General features: G+C 71.4%; 9 protein-coding genes. 6 read left to right on the forward strand and 3 right to left on the reverse strand.

The window, feature by feature from the left end:
* Nucleotides 1–80: 80 nt before the first annotated feature.
* Together IE096_RS11580 and IE096_RS11585 are read right to left on the reverse strand one after the other, a co-directional pair.
* Entirely contained in the window at nucleotides 81–1,259 is a 1,179-nt protein-coding gene (locus tag IE096_RS11580) for a L,D-transpeptidase (RefSeq protein ID WP_189451341.1), read from the reverse strand.
* A 340-nt stretch (nucleotides 1,260–1,599) separates the two neighbouring features.
* On the reverse strand, nucleotides 1,600–2,805 hold the full coding sequence (locus tag IE096_RS11585; RefSeq protein ID WP_373298083.1) for a L,D-transpeptidase: 1,206 nt from the start codon (nucleotides 2,803–2,805) through the stop codon (nucleotides 1,600–1,602).
* Nucleotides 2,806–2,988: 183 nt separating this feature from the next.
* Between IE096_RS11585 and glgX the strand changes: the two genes are divergently transcribed.
* From glgX to IE096_RS11605, 4 genes are all read left to right on the forward strand, one after another.
* Complete coding sequence (glgX, locus tag IE096_RS11590) at nucleotides 2,989–5,373, forward strand: glycogen debranching protein GlgX (protein WP_373298084.1); 2,385 nt, start codon at nucleotides 2,989–2,991, stop codon at nucleotides 5,371–5,373.
* 34 nt (nucleotides 5,374–5,407) lie between these two features.
* Nucleotides 5,408–7,228, forward strand: coding sequence for an ABC transporter ATP-binding protein (locus tag IE096_RS11595; protein WP_189451342.1), 1,821 nt, complete (start codon nucleotides 5,408–5,410; stop codon nucleotides 7,226–7,228).
* The gene (locus tag IE096_RS11600) at nucleotides 7,225–9,078 is read left to right on the forward strand and encodes an ABC transporter ATP-binding protein (protein ID WP_189451343.1); all 1,854 of its coding nucleotides are present in this window, start codon (nucleotides 7,225–7,227) and stop codon (nucleotides 9,076–9,078) included. Before IE096_RS11595 ends, IE096_RS11600 begins: the two co-directional genes overlap by 4 nt.
* 263 nt (nucleotides 9,079–9,341) lie before the next feature.
* Nucleotides 9,342–11,633 (forward strand): M4 family metallopeptidase, encoded by a 2,292-nt coding sequence (locus tag IE096_RS11605; protein ID WP_189451344.1) that lies wholly within the window; start codon nucleotides 9,342–9,344, stop codon nucleotides 11,631–11,633.
* A gap of 244 nt (nucleotides 11,634–11,877) precedes the next feature.
* Here IE096_RS11605 and glgP read toward each other — a convergent pair whose 3' ends face one another.
* Complete coding sequence (gene glgP / locus IE096_RS11610) at nucleotides 11,878–14,505, reverse strand: alpha-glucan family phosphorylase (RefSeq protein WP_189451345.1); 2,628 nt, start codon at nucleotides 14,503–14,505, stop codon at nucleotides 11,878–11,880.
* A gap of 552 nt (nucleotides 14,506–15,057) precedes the next feature.
* On the opposite strand from glgP, the gene IE096_RS11615 reads away from it, so the two are divergent.
* Together IE096_RS11615 and treS are read left to right on the forward strand one after the other, a co-directional pair.
* On the forward strand, nucleotides 15,058–17,046 hold the full coding sequence (locus IE096_RS11615; protein WP_189451346.1) for an alpha-1,4-glucan--maltose-1-phosphate maltosyltransferase: 1,989 nt from the start codon (nucleotides 15,058–15,060) through the stop codon (nucleotides 17,044–17,046).
* Entirely contained in the window at nucleotides 17,043–18,749 is a 1,707-nt protein-coding gene (treS, locus tag IE096_RS11620; protein WP_189451347.1) for a maltose alpha-D-glucosyltransferase, read from the forward strand. The genes IE096_RS11615 and treS overlap by 4 nt, the downstream gene beginning before the upstream one ends.
* Nucleotides 18,750–18,940: the final 191 nt, after the last annotated feature.

The raw sequence follows: 18,940 nt of genomic DNA on the forward strand, positions 1-18,940 counted from the left end.
CAGGTTAGCGGTGGCTAACGGAAAGCGGCCCGGTGCGCCGCATCGCGGTGCACCGGGCCGCGGAGGTCCGCGAGGAAGCGTCAGCTGCCCTTGTTCCACTCCGCCCAGGACATGTTCCAGCCGTTGAGGCCGTTGTCCGGCTGGATCGTTTTGTCATGGGAGTTCTTGACGATGACGACGTCGCCGATGAGGGACTGGTTGAAGAACCAGGCGGCCGGCGTGGACGGGTCGCCCGCGCCCCGCTCGTCCTCCAGGCCCACGCAGCCGTGGCTGACGTTCTCGGAGCCGAAGGTCGAGGAGCCCGACCAGTAGTTGCCGTGGAGGAAGGTGCCCGAGGTGGACAGGCGCATCGCGTGCGGCACGTCCGGGATGTCGTACTCGCCGCCGAAGCCGACGGTGCGGCCGTCCATGCGGGTCACTTCGAGCTTCTCGCTGATGACCATCTGACCGTTGTAGGTCGAGTGGCCCGGGCCGCCGGCGGAGATCGGGACGGTCTTGAGCGGCTTGCCGTCCCGCACGACCACCATCTGGTGGGTCTCGGCGTCGACCGTGCTCACCTGGGAGCGGCCGATGGTGAACTTCACCGTCTTGCTCTGGGTGCCGTAGACGCCCTCACGGCCCTGCACGCCGTTGAGGTCCATCGTCATCGTCACCTTGGTGCCGGGCGCCCAGTACTTCTCGGGCCGGAAGTCGAGGCGGTCGTTGCCGAACCAGTGGCCCTTGATGTCCACGGCGGGCTCGGCGGTCACCTTGATGGCCTTCTCGACGGCCTTCGGGTCGGTGATGCCGCGGCTGAAATTGAGCGACACGGGCATGCCGACGCCGACCGTGCTGCCGTCCTCCGGCGTGAAATAGGCAGCGAAGGTGTTGTCCGGCGTGAGGGTCGTGAACGCCGCGTGCTTCGCGGACGTACGTCCCTCCTTGTCCTTGGCTATCGCGTCGACGGTGTACTTGGTGGAGGCGGCCAGATGGGTCGTCGGCTCCCATACGGCGCCACCGTCGGCGATCTTGCCGTCGATGGTGTGGCCCTTGTCGTCGGCCACCTTGACGGAGGAGATGGTGCCCTTCTCCGCGGTCACCTTGAGGGCGCCGCTGGTGGCCACGTCCCCCGAGCCGTCCTTGGGCGCGATGTTCACCACGGCCTGTGAGGGGCCGTCGGGAACCTTGCCGCCCTTCTTGCCGTCGTCGTCCCCACTGCAGCCGCTGACCAGCGTCAGCACAGCTCCGAGCAGCAGGGCCGGCAGCGCGCCTCGGCGCATCCGGCTCCCCGATATCGGATGCACGTTCACAACGGATCGTCTCCCCTCGCACGGCCCGCGGCCACGCGGCACCCCTGAGCGCGTGATACGCGCTTTGTCGATAGATAACCACACGCCACCGACAACGCTGACCTCGTGAATGTCACCGTTCAGTCCCAAATGGGAGCGGTGATACGAACCGTGCGCCTGTGGTGAAGGCGGTGACCGAAGTGAAGCGCCTGAATCCGGCCAGGTCAAACTGGTGTTCAAAGGCCGGTTAAAAGAGCTCCCCGAGCCGTCCGGAAACCGGCATTCGGGCCGGTTTCCGCACGGGGAATCCGCGGGGGAATCCGGCGGGGTTTCAGCTCAGCGCCGAGCCCGCCTTCCACTCCTCCCACGTCAGGTTCCAGCCACCCAGGCCATTGTCGGGAGCGACCACCCGCTCCGGGGAGCCGACCACCTCCACCACGTCCCCGACCAGGGAGGAGTCGTAGAACCAGCCCGCCGGAGTGGACGGCCCGCCACCCTGCACATCGGGCAGCCCGATGCAGCCGTGGCTGGTGTTGCGGGTGCCGAAGGCCCCCGGCGGCGCCCAGTAGTTGCCGTGGAGGAACGTCCCGGAGCCGGTCAGCCGCATCGCGTGGGGAACGTCCGAGATGTCGTACTCGCCGCCGAAGCCGACTGTGTCCCCGTTCATCCGGGTCACCGCGAACTTCTGGCTGATGACCATCTTGCCGCGGTAGGTCTCGTTGCCCTGGCCGCCCGCCGTGATGGGCACGGTCGCGAGCATCCTGCCGTCCCGGACGACCCGCATCGTGTGCCCGGCCGCGTCGACCCGGCTCACCTGGCTCCGGCCGACCGAGAAACCGACCGTCTTGCGCTGGATCCCGTACACCCCGCGCGCGCCCCTCACATCGCGCAGCCGGAGGTCCAGCGTCACCCGGGTGCCGGGCCGCCAGTACGTCCGGGGCCGGAAGTCCAGCCGGGTGGCGCCGAACCAGTGCCCGGCGATCTCGGCGGACGGCGAGGCGGTGACCCGGATGGCGCGCTCGACCGCCGCCCGGTCGGTGATCGGGCGGCTGAAGCCGAAGGAAACGATCATGCCGGTGCCGACGACGCTCTCCGGCTCCGGGCTGAAGTAGCCGATGAACCGGTGCTCCGGCACATAGGTGGTGAAGCTCGTGTGCCGGGCCGTGCGCCGCCCGGAGGCGTCCACGGCCACCGCGTCCACGGTGTAGCGCGCGGCGAGCGTCAGCGGGCTCGTGGCGGGCCGCCAGGTGTGGCCGTCGGCGGAGATCCGGCCCGGCACGGCCAGCCGTTCGCCGCCGTGCGAGGCGGCGGCGGTCACCCGCTCCAGCCGCCCGTGCGGCACCCGCACCTCGAACGGCTCCGTCGACACCACGTCGCGCGCCCGGTCGGGCGGGCTGATGTGGATCAGCTCGCGCACCGCCGGGCGCGCGTCGTCCATGAGCGCGGCCTCCGGGGTGACGGTGGCGCACCCGGCGAGCCCGACCAGGGCCGCCAGTGCGACCAGACCCCGTACGGCACGCGAGAGGGCAAGTGTCACACCCGGCCCAACGACGGGGCCCCTCCGGGGAAACGTGCCTGCACTCGCTTGCTGCGGCCGATCACACGTGTGAGCGCATGCGTGGATGAGGGAAGAACGGGGAGAAGGACCCCGTCGCCAGACACCCGGTCCCGGGACGCCGGGTGCCCGGCGCGCTACCAGAGAGCCGCCGGAGGCGACAACGTGTCGAGCGCATCCGAGCAAGAGACACGCCACCAGGGCGAGTTGGACGCCGACGGTGCGGTACGGCCGCCGCGCCCCCCGACGGCCGGGCGCGGCGAGGCTCCCCCGGCGGGTCCGGGGGCCCCGGTGGCCGGCGTCAACGGCCGTCCCCGGCGCGCCCCGACACCGGAGCCCGAACCGTCACCCGTGTGGCCGGGTGCCCCCGAGCCGCTCGGGGCGCGCTTCAAGGACGGCACGGACGGCGCGGTGGGCACGAACTTCGCGCTGTGGGCGGGCGGTGCCGAGGCCGTGGACCTCTGCCTGTTCGACGAGGACGGACGGGAGACCCGCCACCCGCTGACCGAGCTGACGCACGAGGTGTGGCACGGCTTCGTCCCCGGCGTACTGCCCGGCCACCGCTACGGCTACCGCGTCCACGGCCGCTGGGACCCCTGGACCGGCGCCCGCTGGAACCCCGCCAAGCTCCTCCTGGACCCCTACGCCCGGGCCGTGGACGGCGACTTCCGGCTGCCCGCCGAGGTGTACGGCCACGTGCGCGACTGGCCGCAGCAGCACATCGCCGACACCGTCCGCGACGAGCGGGACTCGGCCCCCCACGTCCCCAAGGGCGTGGTCGTCGCCGATGACGACGACTGGTCCGACGACCGCCGCCCCAAGACCCCCTGGCCCGACTCGGTCATCTACGAACTGCACGTCAAGGGCTTCACCATGCGCCACCCGGACGTCCCCGAACGGCTGCGCGGCACCTACGCGGGCCTGGCGCACCCGGCGGCCGTCGGGCATCTGACCCGGCTGGGCGTGACGGCCGTGGAGCTGCTGCCGGTGCACCAGTTCGCCCACGAGGACCATCTGCTGCGGCGGGGGCTCACCAACCACTGGGGCTACAACTCCATCGGCTACTTCGCCCCCCACGCCGGCTACGCGGCGACCGGGACGCGCGGCCAGCAGGTGGGCGAGTTCAAACGGATGGTCCGGGCCCTCCACGCGGCGGGGATCGAAGTCATCCTCGACGTCGTCTACAACCACACCGCCGAGAGCAATGAGCTGGGCCCCACGCTCTCGCTGCGCGGCATCGACAACCGCCGCTACTACCGGCTCCAGTCCGACTCCCGGCGCTACGACGACTACACCGGATGCGGCAACACCCTCCACGTCGTCCAGCCGAACGTCCTGCGGCTGATAACCGACTCGCTGCGCTACTGGGTGACGGAGATGGGCGTCGACGGCTTCCGCTTCGACCTCGCGGCGGCGCTGGTGCGCACGATGCGCGCCGTCGACGGCCCGGACATGCTCTCCCCCTTCCTCGCCGTCATCGCCCAGGACCCCGTGCTGCGCCGGGTCAAGCTGATCGCCGAGCCCTGGGACGTGGGCTCCGGCGGCTACCAGGTCGGCGCGTTCCCCCCGCTGTGGACCGAGTGGAACGACCGCTACCGCGACGCCGTGCGCGACTTCTGGCGCGGCGCCCTGCCGGACGTACGGGACCTCGGCTACCGGCTGTCGGGCTCCAGCGACCTCTACGCCTGGGGCGGCCGCCGCCCGTACGCCTCCGTCAACTTCGTCACCGCGCACGACGGCTTCACCCTGCGCGACCTGGTCTCCTACGAGCGCAAGCACAACGAGGCCAACGGCGAGGGCAACCGCGACGGCACGAACGACAACCGCTCCTGGAACTGCGGGGTCGAGGGCGAGACGACCGACGCGCGCGTCACCGCCCTGCGCCGCCGCCAGGCCCGCAACCTGCTGACCACCCTGCTGCTCTCCACCGGCGTGCCGATGCTCGTGGCGGGCGACGAGATGGGCCGCACCCAGGGCGGCAACAACAACGCCTACTGCCAGGACAACGAGACCGGCTGGGTCGACTGGTCGCTGCTGGACGACCCCGGCTGGCGGAACCTGGCCGGGCTCTGCTCCCGGCTGCTGGCGCTGCGCCGCGCCCACCCCGTGCTGCGCAGCCGCTCCTTCTTCTCCGGCCGGCCCCAGGGCGCGGACGGCCTGCGCGACCTCGCCTGGTTCACGCCGGGCGGCACCGAGATGACCGAGGCCGACTGGTACGCCCCCACCGCCACCCTGGGCATGTACCTCTCGGGGCGGGACATCCCCCAGCGCGGCCGGCGGGGCGCGCCGGTGACCGACGAGAGCTTCCTGGCCGTGCTGCACGCCGGGCCGCGCGCCCTGCGCTTCACCTTGCCGGGGCCGCCCTGGGCCGAGTCCTACGAACTCCTGGTCAACACCGCCCTGGAGGACCAGCACACGGCCCCCGGCCTGCGCCGGGAGGGCGGCAGCCGGATTTCGGTCCGGGCCCGCTCGGTGCTGCTGTGGCGAGTGGTGCGGGACGGCGACGAACTGCCGTCTCCCGACGCGGATTTATGCCCAAAAGGCGAGTGAGCGGTGTCGGTGGGGGGTCGTAGTCTCCCCACTGATGACCGTGACCCGTGAACCCTCCAGCGCGGCACCGCGCCCCGGGCGCCACTCCGCCGTGCGGTCCCTGCTGCGCCTGTGGCCGTACGTGCGCCCGGTGCGCGGGCGGCTCGTGGTGGGCGCGCTGTCCGCCGTGGTGGCGTCCTGCCTGGGCCTGCTGATCCCGCTGACGCTCAAGTGGATCGTGGACGGGCCGGTGGCCGGCCGCGACCCCTCGGGGGTGTGGCTGGGCGGGCTGGCCCTGCTGGTGCTCGGCGTGGCCGAGGCCGGGCTGTTCGGGGTGCGCCGCATGATCGTGGCCGGTCCGCTGGCGCGGGTCGAGGCGGACATGCGGGCGGCGCTCTACGCGCGCCTCCAGCGGCTGCCCGTCTCCTTCCACGACCGCTGGCCGTCGGGCCAGTTGCTCTCGCGCGCCACGACGGACCTGATGCTGCTGCGCATCTTCCTCTCCTTCCCCCTGACCTTCCTGCTGGTCAACGGGGTGACGATCGTCGTGGGCTGCGTCATCCTGCTCCAGCAGCGGTGGACGCTGGGCCTGGTGCTGCTGGCGCCGGTGGTCCCGATGGTGGTGCTGTGCTCGGTCTTCGAGGAGCGCTACGCGCGCACCGCGCGGAAGGCGCAGGACCAGATCGGCGATCTGACGACGGTCGTCGAGGAGAGCGTGCTCGGCATCCGCGTCATCAAGGGTTTCGGCCGGCACCGGGGCCAGGAGCGGGCGTTCCGGGCGCTGTCGTGGCGGCTGCGGGAGACCGAGCTGCGCAAGGCGGGCCTGCTGGGCACCCTCTGGGCGCTGATCGTGATCCTTCCCGAGCTGGCCATCGGCGCGGCGCTGGTGCTCGGCGTGGTGGAGGTCGGGGACGGCGAGCTGTCGGCGGGGACGCTGGTGGCGTTCCTGTCGACGGCGCTGGCGCTGCGCTGGCCGGTGGAGTCGATCGGCTTCCTGCTGGCGATCACGAACGAGTCGGCCACGGCCACGGACCGCTTCTTCGAGGTCATGGACACGGCCGAGGCGTCGGCGGGGGACGCCGTCGCCACGGCCCCGGTGCTCGCCGGGGCGCGGGTGAAGGACGCCGGACTGCGCCTGGAGGGCGTCTGGTTCCGCTATCCCGACGCGCCCGAGGACGCCCCGCCCGTGCTGTGCGGCGTCGATCTGAGCGTCCGCCCCGGCGAGACCATGGCCCTGGTCGGCGCCACCGGCAGCGGCAAGACCACCCTCACCGCGCTCGTCCCCCGGCTCCACGAGCCGACCGCCGGGCGGATCGTCCTCGACGGCCGGGACATCACCGGGCTGTCCCGGGAGCGGCTGCGCGAGCTGGTGGCGGTGGCCTTCGAGGAGCCGACCCTGTTCTCCGCCAGCGCCGCGGAGAACGTCCTGATGGGCGCGCCCGACGCCGGTGAGGAGCGGCTTCTGGCCGCCCTGGCCGTCGCCCAGGCGGAGTTCGTCCACGAGCTCCCCCAGGGCCGGCGCACCCGCCTCGGGGAGCAGGGCCTGAGCCTGTCCGGCGGGCAGCGGCAGCGGCTCGCGCTGGCCCGCGCGGTGATCGGCGAGCCCCGTTTCCTCGTCCTGGACGACCCGCTGTCCGCGCTCGACGTGCACACCGAGGCCCTCGTCGAGGCCGCGCTGCGGGAGGTGCTGGCCACGACGACGGCCCTGGTCGTCGCCCACCGCCCGTCCACCGTGCTGCTCGCCGACCGGGTCGCCCTGCTGTCCCGGGGCCGTATCGCGGCGGTGGGCACCCACCACGAACTGCTGCACACCCATGAGGAGTACGCGTCGCTGATGTCCGGCCCGGCGGGGCCCGAAGGGGGCGATCCACGATGACCACCACCGTCTCCGGCCGCCCGGCCGCGGAGGACGACCGGCCCGAGGAGCCGCCGCCCGGCGACCCCTTCGACCGGGACGTCCTGCCCACCCCCAAGGGCGCCTCCCGGGCGCTGCTGCGCTCCCTCCTGGCACCCGCCCGGGGGCGGGTGCGGCTCGCGGCCGTCCTGCTGCTGCTCCAGCAGGCCGCCGTGCAGGCGGGCCCGCTGCTCGTCGCCTACGCCATCGACTCCGGCGTACCCGCCGTCCGCCGGCACGACCACGGGCCGCTCGTGGCCGTCGCCGCCGGCTACCTCGTCTGCGCGCTGGCCTCCGGCCTGCTGCAGATGGCGTTCGTGCGGCTGGCGGCGCGGGTGGGCCAGGACGCGCTGCTGGAGCTGCGCGGCCGGATCTTCCGCCATGCCCAGGCGCTCAGCATCGACTTCCACGAGCGCTACACCTCCGGGCGGCTGATCTCCCGCGCCACCACCGACGTGGAGTCGATCCGCGAGCTGCTCAACGACGGCCTCCAGGAGCTCATCGGCGTCGCCCTGTCGGTGCTCTACGTCTCCGCCATGCTCCTCTGGCTGGACCCGGCGACCGGGGGCGCGGCGCTGCTGTCGTTCCTGCCGCTGGCGCTGCTCGTGCGGTCCTACCGGCGCCGTTCGCTGATCGCCCACCGCCGGCGGTCCACGGCGATCGCGGCGGTCATCGTGAAGTTCACCGAGACCATGAACGGCATCCGGCCCGTGCAGGCGTTCCGTCGCGAGCGCGCCAACGACGCCGACTTCGACGGGCTCAACCGCGTCCACCAGCGGACCAACACCGCCACCGCCCTGGCCATGGCCCATTACGTGGTCTGCTCGCGGCTGGTGGCCAACAGCATGGTGGCCGCGATCGTGGTGTGGGGCTCCTACCGGGTCGCCGACGGGAGCCTGGCCCTGGGGGTGCTGGCCGCCTCGGTGCTGTACCTGCGGCGGCTGTACGACCCGATCGACCGGCTGGGGATGTTCCTCAACACCTACCAGTCGGCGGCCGCTTCCCTGGAGAAGATCGCGGGCCTGCTGGCCCGGCGCCCGTCCGTCCGCGAGCCGGAGGCGCCGGTGGCGCTGCCCGTCCGTCCGCCCGGGCGCCCCGGCCGCGAGGTGGTCTTCGACGGGGTGCGCTTCGCCTACCGCGCGGGCGCCCCGGTGCTGCCCCGGCTCGACCTGACGCTGCGCGCCGGGGAGACGGTCGCGGTCGTCGGCTCCACGGGGGCGGGGAAGTCCACCCTGGCCAAGCTGCTGGCCCGGTTCTACGACCCCACCGAGGGCCGGATCCTGCTGGACGGCGTCCCGCTCTCCGCCCTGGCCGGCCCGGAGCTGCGGCGCGGGGTGGTGATGGTGACGCAGGAGGCGTTCCTCTTCTCCGGCACGGTCGCCGAGAACATCGCCATCGGCCGTCCCGGCGCGAGCCGCGCGGAGATCGAGCGCGCGGCCAAGGCCATCGGCGCCCATGACTTCATCACCGCCCTGCCCGACGGCTACGACACGGACGTCCGCAAGCGCGGCGGCCGGATCTCCGCCGGCCAGCGGCAGCTCGTGGCCTTCGCCCGCGCCCTGCTGGCCGACCCGGCCGTGCTGATCCTCGACGAGGCGACGTCCTCCCTGGACATCCCGGGCGAGCGGGCGGTGCAGCGCGCCATGCGCACGGTGCTGCGCGGGCGGACGGCCGTGGTGATCGCCCACCGGCTGTCGACCGTGGAGATCGCGGACCGGGTGCTGGTGATGGCCGGAGGCAGGGTGGTGGAGGATGGTGTTCCGGCCGAACTCGCCAGGGGTGGCGGGCACTTCGCCGGACTGCACCGTGCCTGGCGGGACAGCCTGGTCTGAACGCCCGGTATACGGACAACGATCTTTGGCCAACGAACAGTTTCCGGCCAAGTTGTTGACGCGCCCCTGACATGCCCCGGTGGGCGATGGCACTCTTCACCTCAACTGGCGCGGAGCACCCCCACATCCCCACCCCTCCGCGACGGCGATCTCCCCCCTCTCTCCATGTGTTCTGCCGCGCTCCGCCCGGACGGCCACCAGTTCGCCGCCCGGCCGTTCCATCGGCCCACCCGCCCCGTGGTGGCCCCGCAGAAGGAGTCAGAGTGAGACCCACCCCCCATCGCCGCGCCGTCGCCACCGGCGCGCTCGTCGCCGTCACGGCGATGCTCGCCGTCGGGGCCCAGACGGGCACCGCGAACGCCCGCCCCGACGACTCGGCCGCCACCGGCCAGCCCCGGCAGATCATCGCCAAGGCCGCCCCCGGCGCCCAGCCGGCCAAGCTCACGCCCTCCCAGCGCGCGGAACTGATCCGCGAGGCCAACGCCACCAAGGCCCAGACCTCCAAGAAGCTGGGCCTCGGCGACAAGGAGCAGCTGGTCGTCCGCGACGTCACCCGCGACGTCGACGGCACCGTCCACACCCGCTACGAGCGCACCTACGAGGGCCTGCCCGTCCTCGGCGGCGACCTCGTCGTCGACGCGGCGAAGACCGGCACGGTCAAGTCCGTCGCCAAGGCGAACAAGGCGAAGCTGGCCGTCGCCACGACCGCCCCCTCGTTCGCGGCCGCCACCGCCGAGAAGGACGCCGTCACCTCCGCCCAGGCCAAGGGCTCGAAGGCCACCAAGGCCGACCGTGCCCCGCGCAAGGTGATCTGGGCCGCCAACGGCAGCCCCGTGCTGGCCTACGAGACGGTCGTCGGCGGCCTCCAGGAGGACGGCACGCCCAACGAGCTGCATGTCATCACCGACGCGAAGAGCGGAAAGAAGCTCTTCGAGTTCCAGGGCGTCAAGCAGGGCACCGGCAACAGCCAGTACAGCGGCAAGGTCACCATCGGCACCTCCGGCTCGGCCGGCTCGTACCAGATGACCGACGGCTCGCGCGGCGGCCACAAGACGTACAACCTCAACCACGGCTCGTCCGGCACCGGCACGCTGTTCACCAACTCCAGCGACGTCTGGGGCAACGGCAGCAACAGCGACGCGGCCACGGCGGGCGTCGACGCCGCCTACGGCGCGCAGCTCACCTGGGACTACTACAAGAACGTCCACGGGCGCACCGGCATCAAGGGCGACGGCGTGGGCGCGTACAGCCGCGTCCACTACGGCAACAACTACGTCAACGCCTTCTGGTCCGACTCCTGCTTCTGCATGACCTACGGCGACGGCTCCGGCAACGCCAAGCCGCTGACCGCGATCGACGTGGCCGCGCACGAGATGACGCACGGCGTCACCTCCGCCACCGCCAACCTCACCTACAGCGGGGAGTCCGGCGGCCTCAACGAGGCCACCTCGGACATCATGGCCACCGCCGTGGAGTTCTGGGCGAACAACCCCAGCGACCCGGGTGACTACCTCATCGGCGAGAAGATCGACATCAACGGCAACGGCACCCCGCTGCGCTACCAGGACAAGCCCAGCCGGGACGGCCGGTCCAAGGACAGCTGGTACTCCGGCATCGGCAGCATCGACGTCCACTACTCGTCGGGCCCGGCCAACCACTGGTTCTACCTGGCGTCCGAGGGCAGCGGCCCCAAGGACATAGGCGGCGTCCACTACGACAGCCCCACCTCCGACGGGCTGCCGGTCACCGGCATCGGCCGGGACAACGCGGCGAAGATCTGGTTCAAGGCGCTGACGCAGCGCATGCAGTCCAACACCAACTACGCGGGCGCGCGCGACGCCACGCTGTGGGCCGCCGGTGAGCTCTTCGGCGTCGGCAGCGAGACGTACAACAACGCCGCGAACGCCTGGGCGGCCATCAACGTCGGCAGCCGGCTGTCGACCGGCGTCTCGGTCACCAGCCCCGGCGACCAGACCTCGATCGTCAACACCGCCGTCTCCCTCCAGATCAAGGCGTCCAGCTCCACCAGCGGCGCCCTGACCTACTCGGCCACCGGCCTGCCCGCCGGCCTCACGATCAACTCCTCGACCGGCCTGATCTCCGGCACCCCGACCACCACCGGCTCCAGCAATGTGACGGTGACGGTCAAGGACGCGGGCGGCAAGACCGGCACCGCCTCCTTCAAGTGGACCGTGAACACCTCGGGCGGCGGCAGCGTCTTCGAGAACACCACCCCCGTGGCCATCCCGGACGCGGGCCCGGCCGTGACCTCCCCGATCGTCGTCACCCGCAGCGGCAACGGCTCCTCGGCTCTGAAGGTCGACGTCAACATCAGCCACACCTACCGCGGTGACCTCCAGATCGACCTGGTCGCCCCCGACGGCAAGACGTGGCGCCTGAAGGACGCGGACTCGTGGGACTCGGCGGCGGACGTCAAGGAGACCTACACGGTCGACGCGTCGGCGGTCTCGGCGACCGGCACGTGGAAACTCCAGGTCCAGGACCTGTACGCGAATGACGAGGGCACGGTCAACAGCTGGAAGCTCAGCTTCTAGCCTCCGGATCCTTCCCAGGAACCAGGCGCCGTCCGGGGTGAGCGCGACTCCCCCGGACGGCGCCTTACTCATGTGCGGGCGCGGTGGATTGGCCCCGGTCCCGCCCTTTCACCGTTTCCGGGCGGGGCTGCGCCCCCTCGCACCCCCGGACGGGCTGATTTCAGCCCGTCCGGCGATTGAGGACCGGGGTCTGGGGCGGAGCCCCAGGAAACGGTGAAAGGGCGGGGTTGGGGCCCCTCCCGCGTCAGCGCATCAGCACCCCCGCACCCTCCCCCGCACCCTCCGCCGGCACCGCCACCAGCCCCAGCTCGGCCCCGTCCGCCAACAACCGATGCGCCGGCAGGATGCGGACCGTGTACCCAAAGGGACCCGTACGGTCCAAGGTCAGCGGCCCCTCATAGAGCCGCCGCCCGTCCAACCCCACCGCCCCCGTCGCCTTCAGCGGAAACGCCGACGCCGCCGACAACCGGTCCGCCGAGTCCACCCGCCCCGCGACGGCCTGCACCTCGACGTCCGACGGGTCGAGCTCGCCCAGCGTCACGCTCACGCGCAGCGAGACCGTGGAGCCCAGCTCCGCCGTGCCGTTCAGGGGCCCGTCCGAGACGGCCTCCACGTGGTCCACGGCGACCGCCGACCACGCCGCCCGCACCCGCGCCTTCCACGCGGCGAGCTCCCGCGCCGCGATCGGGTCCAGCGCCCGGTGGGCCTCGGCCGCGGGCGCGTAGAGCCGCTCGACGTACTCGCGGACCATCCGCCCCGCGAGCACCTTCGGCCCGAGCGTCGCCAGCGTCCGCCGGACCATCTCGATCCAGCGGCCGGGCAGCCCGCCCGCGGCCCGGTCATAGAAGCGGGGCGCGACCCGCTGGGCCAGCAGGTCGTAGAGCGCGGCGGCCTCCAGGTCGTCGCGGCGGTCCTCGTCCATGGCCGTGCCGTCGGCGGTGGGGATGGCCCAGCCGAAGTCCGGCTCGTACCACTCGTCCCACCAGCCGTCCAGGACGGAGAGATTGAGACAGCCGTTGAGCGCCGCTTTCATCCCGGACGTACCACAGGCCTCCAGCGGCCGCAGGGGGTTGTTCAGCCACACGTCGCAGCCGGGATAGAGCTTCTGGGCCATCGCCATGCCGTAGTCCGGCAGGAAGACGATGCGATGGCGTACGCGCGGGTCGTCCGCGAAGCGGACGAGCTCCTGCACCAGCCGCTTGCCGCTGTCGTCGGCCGGGTGCGCCTTGCCCGCGACCACGATCTGCACCGGCCGCTCCGGGTGGAGCAGCAGCTCGGTGAGCCGTTCGCGGTCGCGCAGCATCAGGGTCAGCCGTTTGTACGAGGGAACCCGCCGCGCGAATCCGATGGTGAGAACGTCCGGGTCCAGCACCCCGTCGATCCAGCCGAGCTCGGCCGTCCCGGCGCCGCGCTCCCGCCAGGAGGCCCGCAGCCGCTCCCGCACCTCCTCCACCAACTGTTCGCGCAGGGTGCGGCGGAGCTCCCAGATGGCGGCGTCGGAGATGTCGGCGACGGTGTCCCAGCGCTGGGAGCCGCCGACGGTCAGGGCGTCCTCGGCGCGCCCGGCGCCGATCTGCCGGGCGCCGAGCCGGAAGACCTCGGGGGCCACCCACGTGGGGGCGTGCACCCCGTTGGTGACCGACGTGATGGGCACCTCCTCCGGGTCGAAGCCGGGCCACAGCCCGGCGAACATCTCCCGGCTGACCTTGCCGTGGAGCGTGGAGACGCCATTGGCCCGCTGGGCCAGCCGCAGGCCCATCACGGCCATGTTGAACAGGCCGGGCTCGCCACCTGGGTAGTCCTCCCGGCCGAGGGCCAGGACCCGCTCGACGTCGATGCCGGGCAGCTCCCCGTCGTCGCCGAAGTGCCGGGCGACGAGCGCGGCCTCGAAGCGGTCGATGCCGGCGGGCACGGGGGTGTGGGTGGTGAACACCGCTCCGGCGCGGACGCACTCCAGCGCCGCGTCGAATTCGGCGCCCTGCTCGGCCAGTTCACGGATGCGTTCCAGCCCCAGGAAGCCCGCGTGCCCCTCGTTGGTGTGGAAGACCTCCGGCTCGGGGTGTCCGGTGATCCGGCAGTAGGCCCGTACGGCCCGCACCCCGCCGATGCCCAGCAGCATCTCCTGGAGCAGCCGGTGCTCGCTGCCGCCGCCGTAGAGCCGGTCGGTCACGTCCCGTTCCCCGGCGCCGTTGTCCTCCACGTCCGAGTCGAGCAGCAGCAGCGGCACCCGGCCGACCTGCGCCTGCCAGACGTACGCGCGCAGACATCGGCCGCCGGGCAGGGCGAGCGCGACGCGGGCGGGCGTGCCGTCGGGCTCGCGGAGCAGGGACAGCGGGAGCTCGTTGGGGTCGAGCAGGGGATAGTGCTCCTGCTGCCAGCCCTCGCGGGAGAGGGACTGCCGGAAATAGCCGTGACGGTAGAGGAGTCCGACGCCGATGAGCGGAACGCCCAGGTCACTCGCGGACTTCAGGTGGTCGCCGGCGAGGATGCCCAGGCCCCCGCTGTACTGCGGGAGGGCGGCGGTGATGCCGAACTCGGGGGAGAAATAGGCGACGGCGGCCGGCAGGCCGGGGGGCTGCTCCTGGTACCAGCGCCGGCCGGTCGCGTAGTCGTGGAGATCGTCGGCGGCCGCCGCCAGCCGCCGCCGGAACCGGCGGTCCTCGGCCAGGGCGGCCAGCCGGTCGGCGGAGACGGAACCCAGCAGCCGCAGCGGGTCGCCCCCGGCGGCCCGCCAGCCCTCGGGGTCGACGGACTGGAACAGTTCGCGGGTCTCGGGGTGCCAGGACCAGCGCAGATTGCGCGCCAGTTCGCTGAGCGGTCGTAGGGGTTCCGGAAGGACGGGACGCACGCTGAATCGACGAATGGCCTTCACGGATCCGACGGTAGCGGCAGGCGTCGGCACGGGAGGGGGCAATGGACCGGTTCCACCGCACCGGGGCGGTCCCGCGCGCAGGCCGGCTCACGTCTTCGCACTAGACGATTAGTACTAGGTGGATTTACGCCGCGCGTACAACAGCACTCTGCAAGGCCAAAAGCCGCTACGGCCTTCGAAGGCCGCAGCGAGGCGCCGGTTCCCCCGTCCGGCCCTCAACGGCGCCGTTTCGCCACATTGCACGCGATCGGACCATCGAGCAGACTCCCTACGGGTGACGGGGGGACGGCCGACCTCCGCGCGCGGGGTCAGGGGAACTACGCACGAGTAGTTCATACAGTCCGGGCATGCCCGGGCGGACCCGGTGGGAAAGCTCACCCGGTGTACCGGGACGACCGTCCGTCGCCCTGCTGACAGCCGACATCCCTTCTTCCGCCCGCCCGAGTGAACGCGGACAGGAGCAGTCATGCCCGCACCCTCCCGACCGTCGACGGAACAGATAGAACTGACGGAACCCTTTCCCCGGACCCCCAAGGCTCGCCAGGTGATCCCATGATCGGTCGTATCCCCGTCCTGGACCTAGGCCCGCTCGTCGACTGCGGCCGAAGGCCCGTCAAGGCCGTGGTGGGCGAGGAGTTCGAGGTCACCGCCACGGTCTTCCGGGAGGGGCACGACGCGGTCGGGGCGAACGTGGTGCTGCGCGGGCCCGCGGGCCGCTGCGGCCCCTGGACGCCGATGCGCGAGCTGGCCCCCGGCACCGACCGCTGGGGGGCGACGGTCACCCCGGACGCCACGGGCCGCTGGACGTACGCGGTCGAGGCCTGGGGCGATCCGGTCACCACCTGGCGGGAGCACGCCTCGATCAAGATCCCGGCGGGCATGGACACCGAACTGGTCCTGGAGGAGGGCGCCCGGCTCCACGAACGGGCGGCCGGCGGGGTCCCCAAGAGCGACGGCAGGGAAGCGGTACTGGCCGCCGTGGACGCCCTGCGCGACGCCACCCGCCCGGCCTCGGCCCGGCTCGCGGCCGCCCTGACCCCCGAGGTCACGGCCACCCTCACCCGCCACCCCCTCCGCGAGCTGGTCACCAGCTCCCGCCCGGTGCCGGTGCTGGTGGAGCGCGAGCGGGCCCTCTTCGGCTCCTGGTACGAGATGTTCCCCCGCTCGGAAGGCGCCCGGCTGACTCCCGGCCAACCACCCCGCAGCGGCACCCTCCGCACGGCGGCCCGCCGCCTCCCCGCCATCGCGGCGATGGGCTTCGACGTCGTCTACCTCCCCCCGATCCACCCCATCGGCACCTCCCACCGCAAGGGCCCCAACAACGCGCTGAGCGCGGGCCCTTACGACGTGGGCAGCCCCTGGGCCATCGGCTCCCCGGACGGCGGCCACGACGCGGTCCACCCCGATCTGGGCACGCTGGAGGACTTCGACCACTTCGTGAGCCGGGCGCACGACCTGCGCCTGGAGGTGGCCCTCGACTTCGCCCTCCAGTGCTCCCCGGACCACCCCTGGGTCGGAAAGCACCCCGAGTGGTTCCACCACCGCGCGGACGGCTCCATCGCGTACGCCGAGAACCCGCCGAAGAAGTACCAGGACATCTACCCCCTGGCCTTCGACGCGGACTTCGACGGCCTCGTGGCCGAAACGCTGAGGATCCTGCGATTGTGGATGGCACACGGGGTACGCATCTTCCGTGTGGACAATCCCCACACGAAACCGGTCTCCTTCTGGGAGAAGGTGATCGCCGAGATCGGCCGCACCGACCCGGACGTGATCTTCCTGGCCGAGGCGTTCACCCGGCCAGCGATGATGGGCACGCTGGGGGCGATCGGTTTCCAGCAGTCGTACACGTACTTCACCTGGCGCAACACCAAACAGGAGCTGACGGAATACCTGACAGAGCTATCGGGCCCGTCCTCGGCCCATATGCGCCCCAACCTCTTCGTCAACACGCCGGACATCCTCCACGCGTACCTCCAGGAAGGAGGCCGCCCGGCCTTCGAGGCACGCGCGATCCTCGCGGCGACACTTTCCCCCTCCTGGGGTATGTACGCCGGCTACGAACTCTGCGAGAACGCCCCGGCCCACGCGGGCAGCGAGGAGTACCTGAACTCGGAGAAGTACGAACTCCGCCCGAGGGACTGGGAGTCGGCGGAACGCGAAGGACGCAGCATCGCCCCGCTGATCACCACCCTCAACCGGATCAGAAGGCGCCACCCCGCCCTCCGGCACCTTCGCAATCTCAGGTTCCACCGCGTGGACAACGACGCGGTCATCGCGTACTCCAAGCGCACGGGCCCCTCCTGCGTCCTCACGGTCGTCAACCTCGACCCCCACCACACCCAGGAGGCCACGGTCTCGTTGGACATGCCGGAGCTCGGCCTCGGCTGGCACGAGACCGTCCCGGTGCGCGATGAGCTCACCGGGGAGACCTATCACTGGGGCAGGGACAACTATGTGCGCCTGGAGCCGGGACGCCCGCCCGCGCACGTGTTCTCGCTGCGACCGTCCTCTCAGATCGGAGGGTCACCCACACCATGATCGTCAATGAGCCCGTCCAGGACACCTTCGAGGACACTCCGGCCAAGGACCTGGATCCCGACTGGTTCAAGCGGGCCGTCTTCTACGAGGTCCTCGTCCGCTCGTTCCAGGACAGCGACGGCGACGGCATCGGCGACCTCAAGGGACTGACGGCGAAACTGGACTATCTCCAGTGGCTGGGCGTCGACTGTCTCTGGCTCCCGCCGTTCTTCCAGTCGCCCCTGCGCGACGGCGGCTACGACGTCTCCGACTACACCTCGGTCCTGCCGGAATTCGGCGACCTCGCCGACTTCGTCGAGTTCGTGGACGCCGCCCACACCCGCGGCATGCGCGTCATCATCGACTTTGTCATGAACCATACGAGCGATCAGCACGACTGGTTCCAGCAGTCCCGCAGCGACCCCGACGGCCCCTACGGCGACTACTACGTCTGGGCCGACGACGACAAGCAGTACCAGGGCGCGCGCATCATCTTCGTGGACACGGAGACGTCGAACTGGACCTTCGACCCGGTGCGCAAGCAGTACTACTGGCACCGCTTCTTCTCCCACCAGCCGGACCTCAACTACGAGAACCCGGCCGTCCAGGAGGAGATCCTGGCCGCCCTCCGCTTCTGGCTGGACCTCGGCATCGACGGCTTCCGTCTGGACGCGGTCCCCTACCTCTTCGCGGAGGAGGGGACGAACTGCGAGAACCTCCCCCGGACGCACGAATTCCTCAAGCGCGTCCGAGCGGAGATCGACGCCCACTACCCCGACACCCTCCTCCTGGCCGAGGCGAACCAGTGGCCGGAGGACGTGGTCGACTACTTCGGCTCGTACGAGAACGGCGGGGACGAATGCCATATGGCATTCCACTTCCCGGTCATGCCCCGCATCTTCATGGCAGTGCGCCGGGAGTCCCGCTACCCGGTCTCCGAGATCCTCGCGAAAACACCGGAAATCCCCTCCCGCTGCCAATGGGGCATCTTCCTCCGCAACCACGACGAGCTGACCCTCGAAATGGTCACGGACGAGGAGCGCGACTACATGTGGGCCGAATACGCCAAAGACCCCCGCATGCGCGCGAACATCGGCATCCGCCGCCGCCTGGCCCCCCTCCTGGACAACGACCGCAACCAGATCGAGCTGTTCACGGCGCTGCTCCTCTCCCTGCCGGGCAGCCCGATCCTGTACTACGGCGACGAGATCGGCATGGGGGACAACATCTGGCTGGGCGACCGGGACGCGGTCCGGACCCCCATGCAATGGACACCGGACCGGAACGCGGGCTTCTCCTCCTGCGACCCGGGAAGGCTGTACCTCCCCACGATCATGGACCCGGTATACGGCTACCAGGTGACGAACGTGGAAGCGGCGATGTCATCGCCATCCTCACTCCTCCACTGGACCCGCCGAATGATCGAAATCCGCAAGCAAAACCCGGCATTCGGCCTCGGCTCCTACACGGAACTCCCCTCAAGCAACCCAGCAGTCCTGGCCTTCCTCCGCGAACACGGCGACGACCTGGTCCTCTGCGTGAACAACTTCTCCCGGTTCGCACAGCCGACCGAACTCGACCTGCGGGCGTTCAACGGCCGCCACCCGGTGGAACTGATCGGCGGAGTCCGCTTCCCGGCGATCGGCGAGCTCCCCTACCTCCTCACCCTGGCGGGCCACGGCTTCTACTGGTTCCGCCTACGCCGCACGGCACCGAACGCCTGAAAGCGCAGTTTCCGAACCACACGAGGGGGCAGGCGCGGAGCGTAAACGACCCGCACCCGCCGAACGGACGGGAGGGGCCGGGGTGGGGCGGACGGGCCCTGGCAGGGGCGTAAAGAGCTCTTCGCCGCTGGGGCCACGTGCGGGGCACCCCGTACCAAAGTGGCAGGCACCGCGAAGAGCTCAGCCCCGTA

Source organism: Streptomyces abikoensis, assembly GCF_014648775.1.
In the GTDB taxonomy this organism is placed as follows: Bacteria; Actinomycetota; Actinomycetes; order Streptomycetales; family Streptomycetaceae; genus Streptomyces; species Streptomyces abikoensis.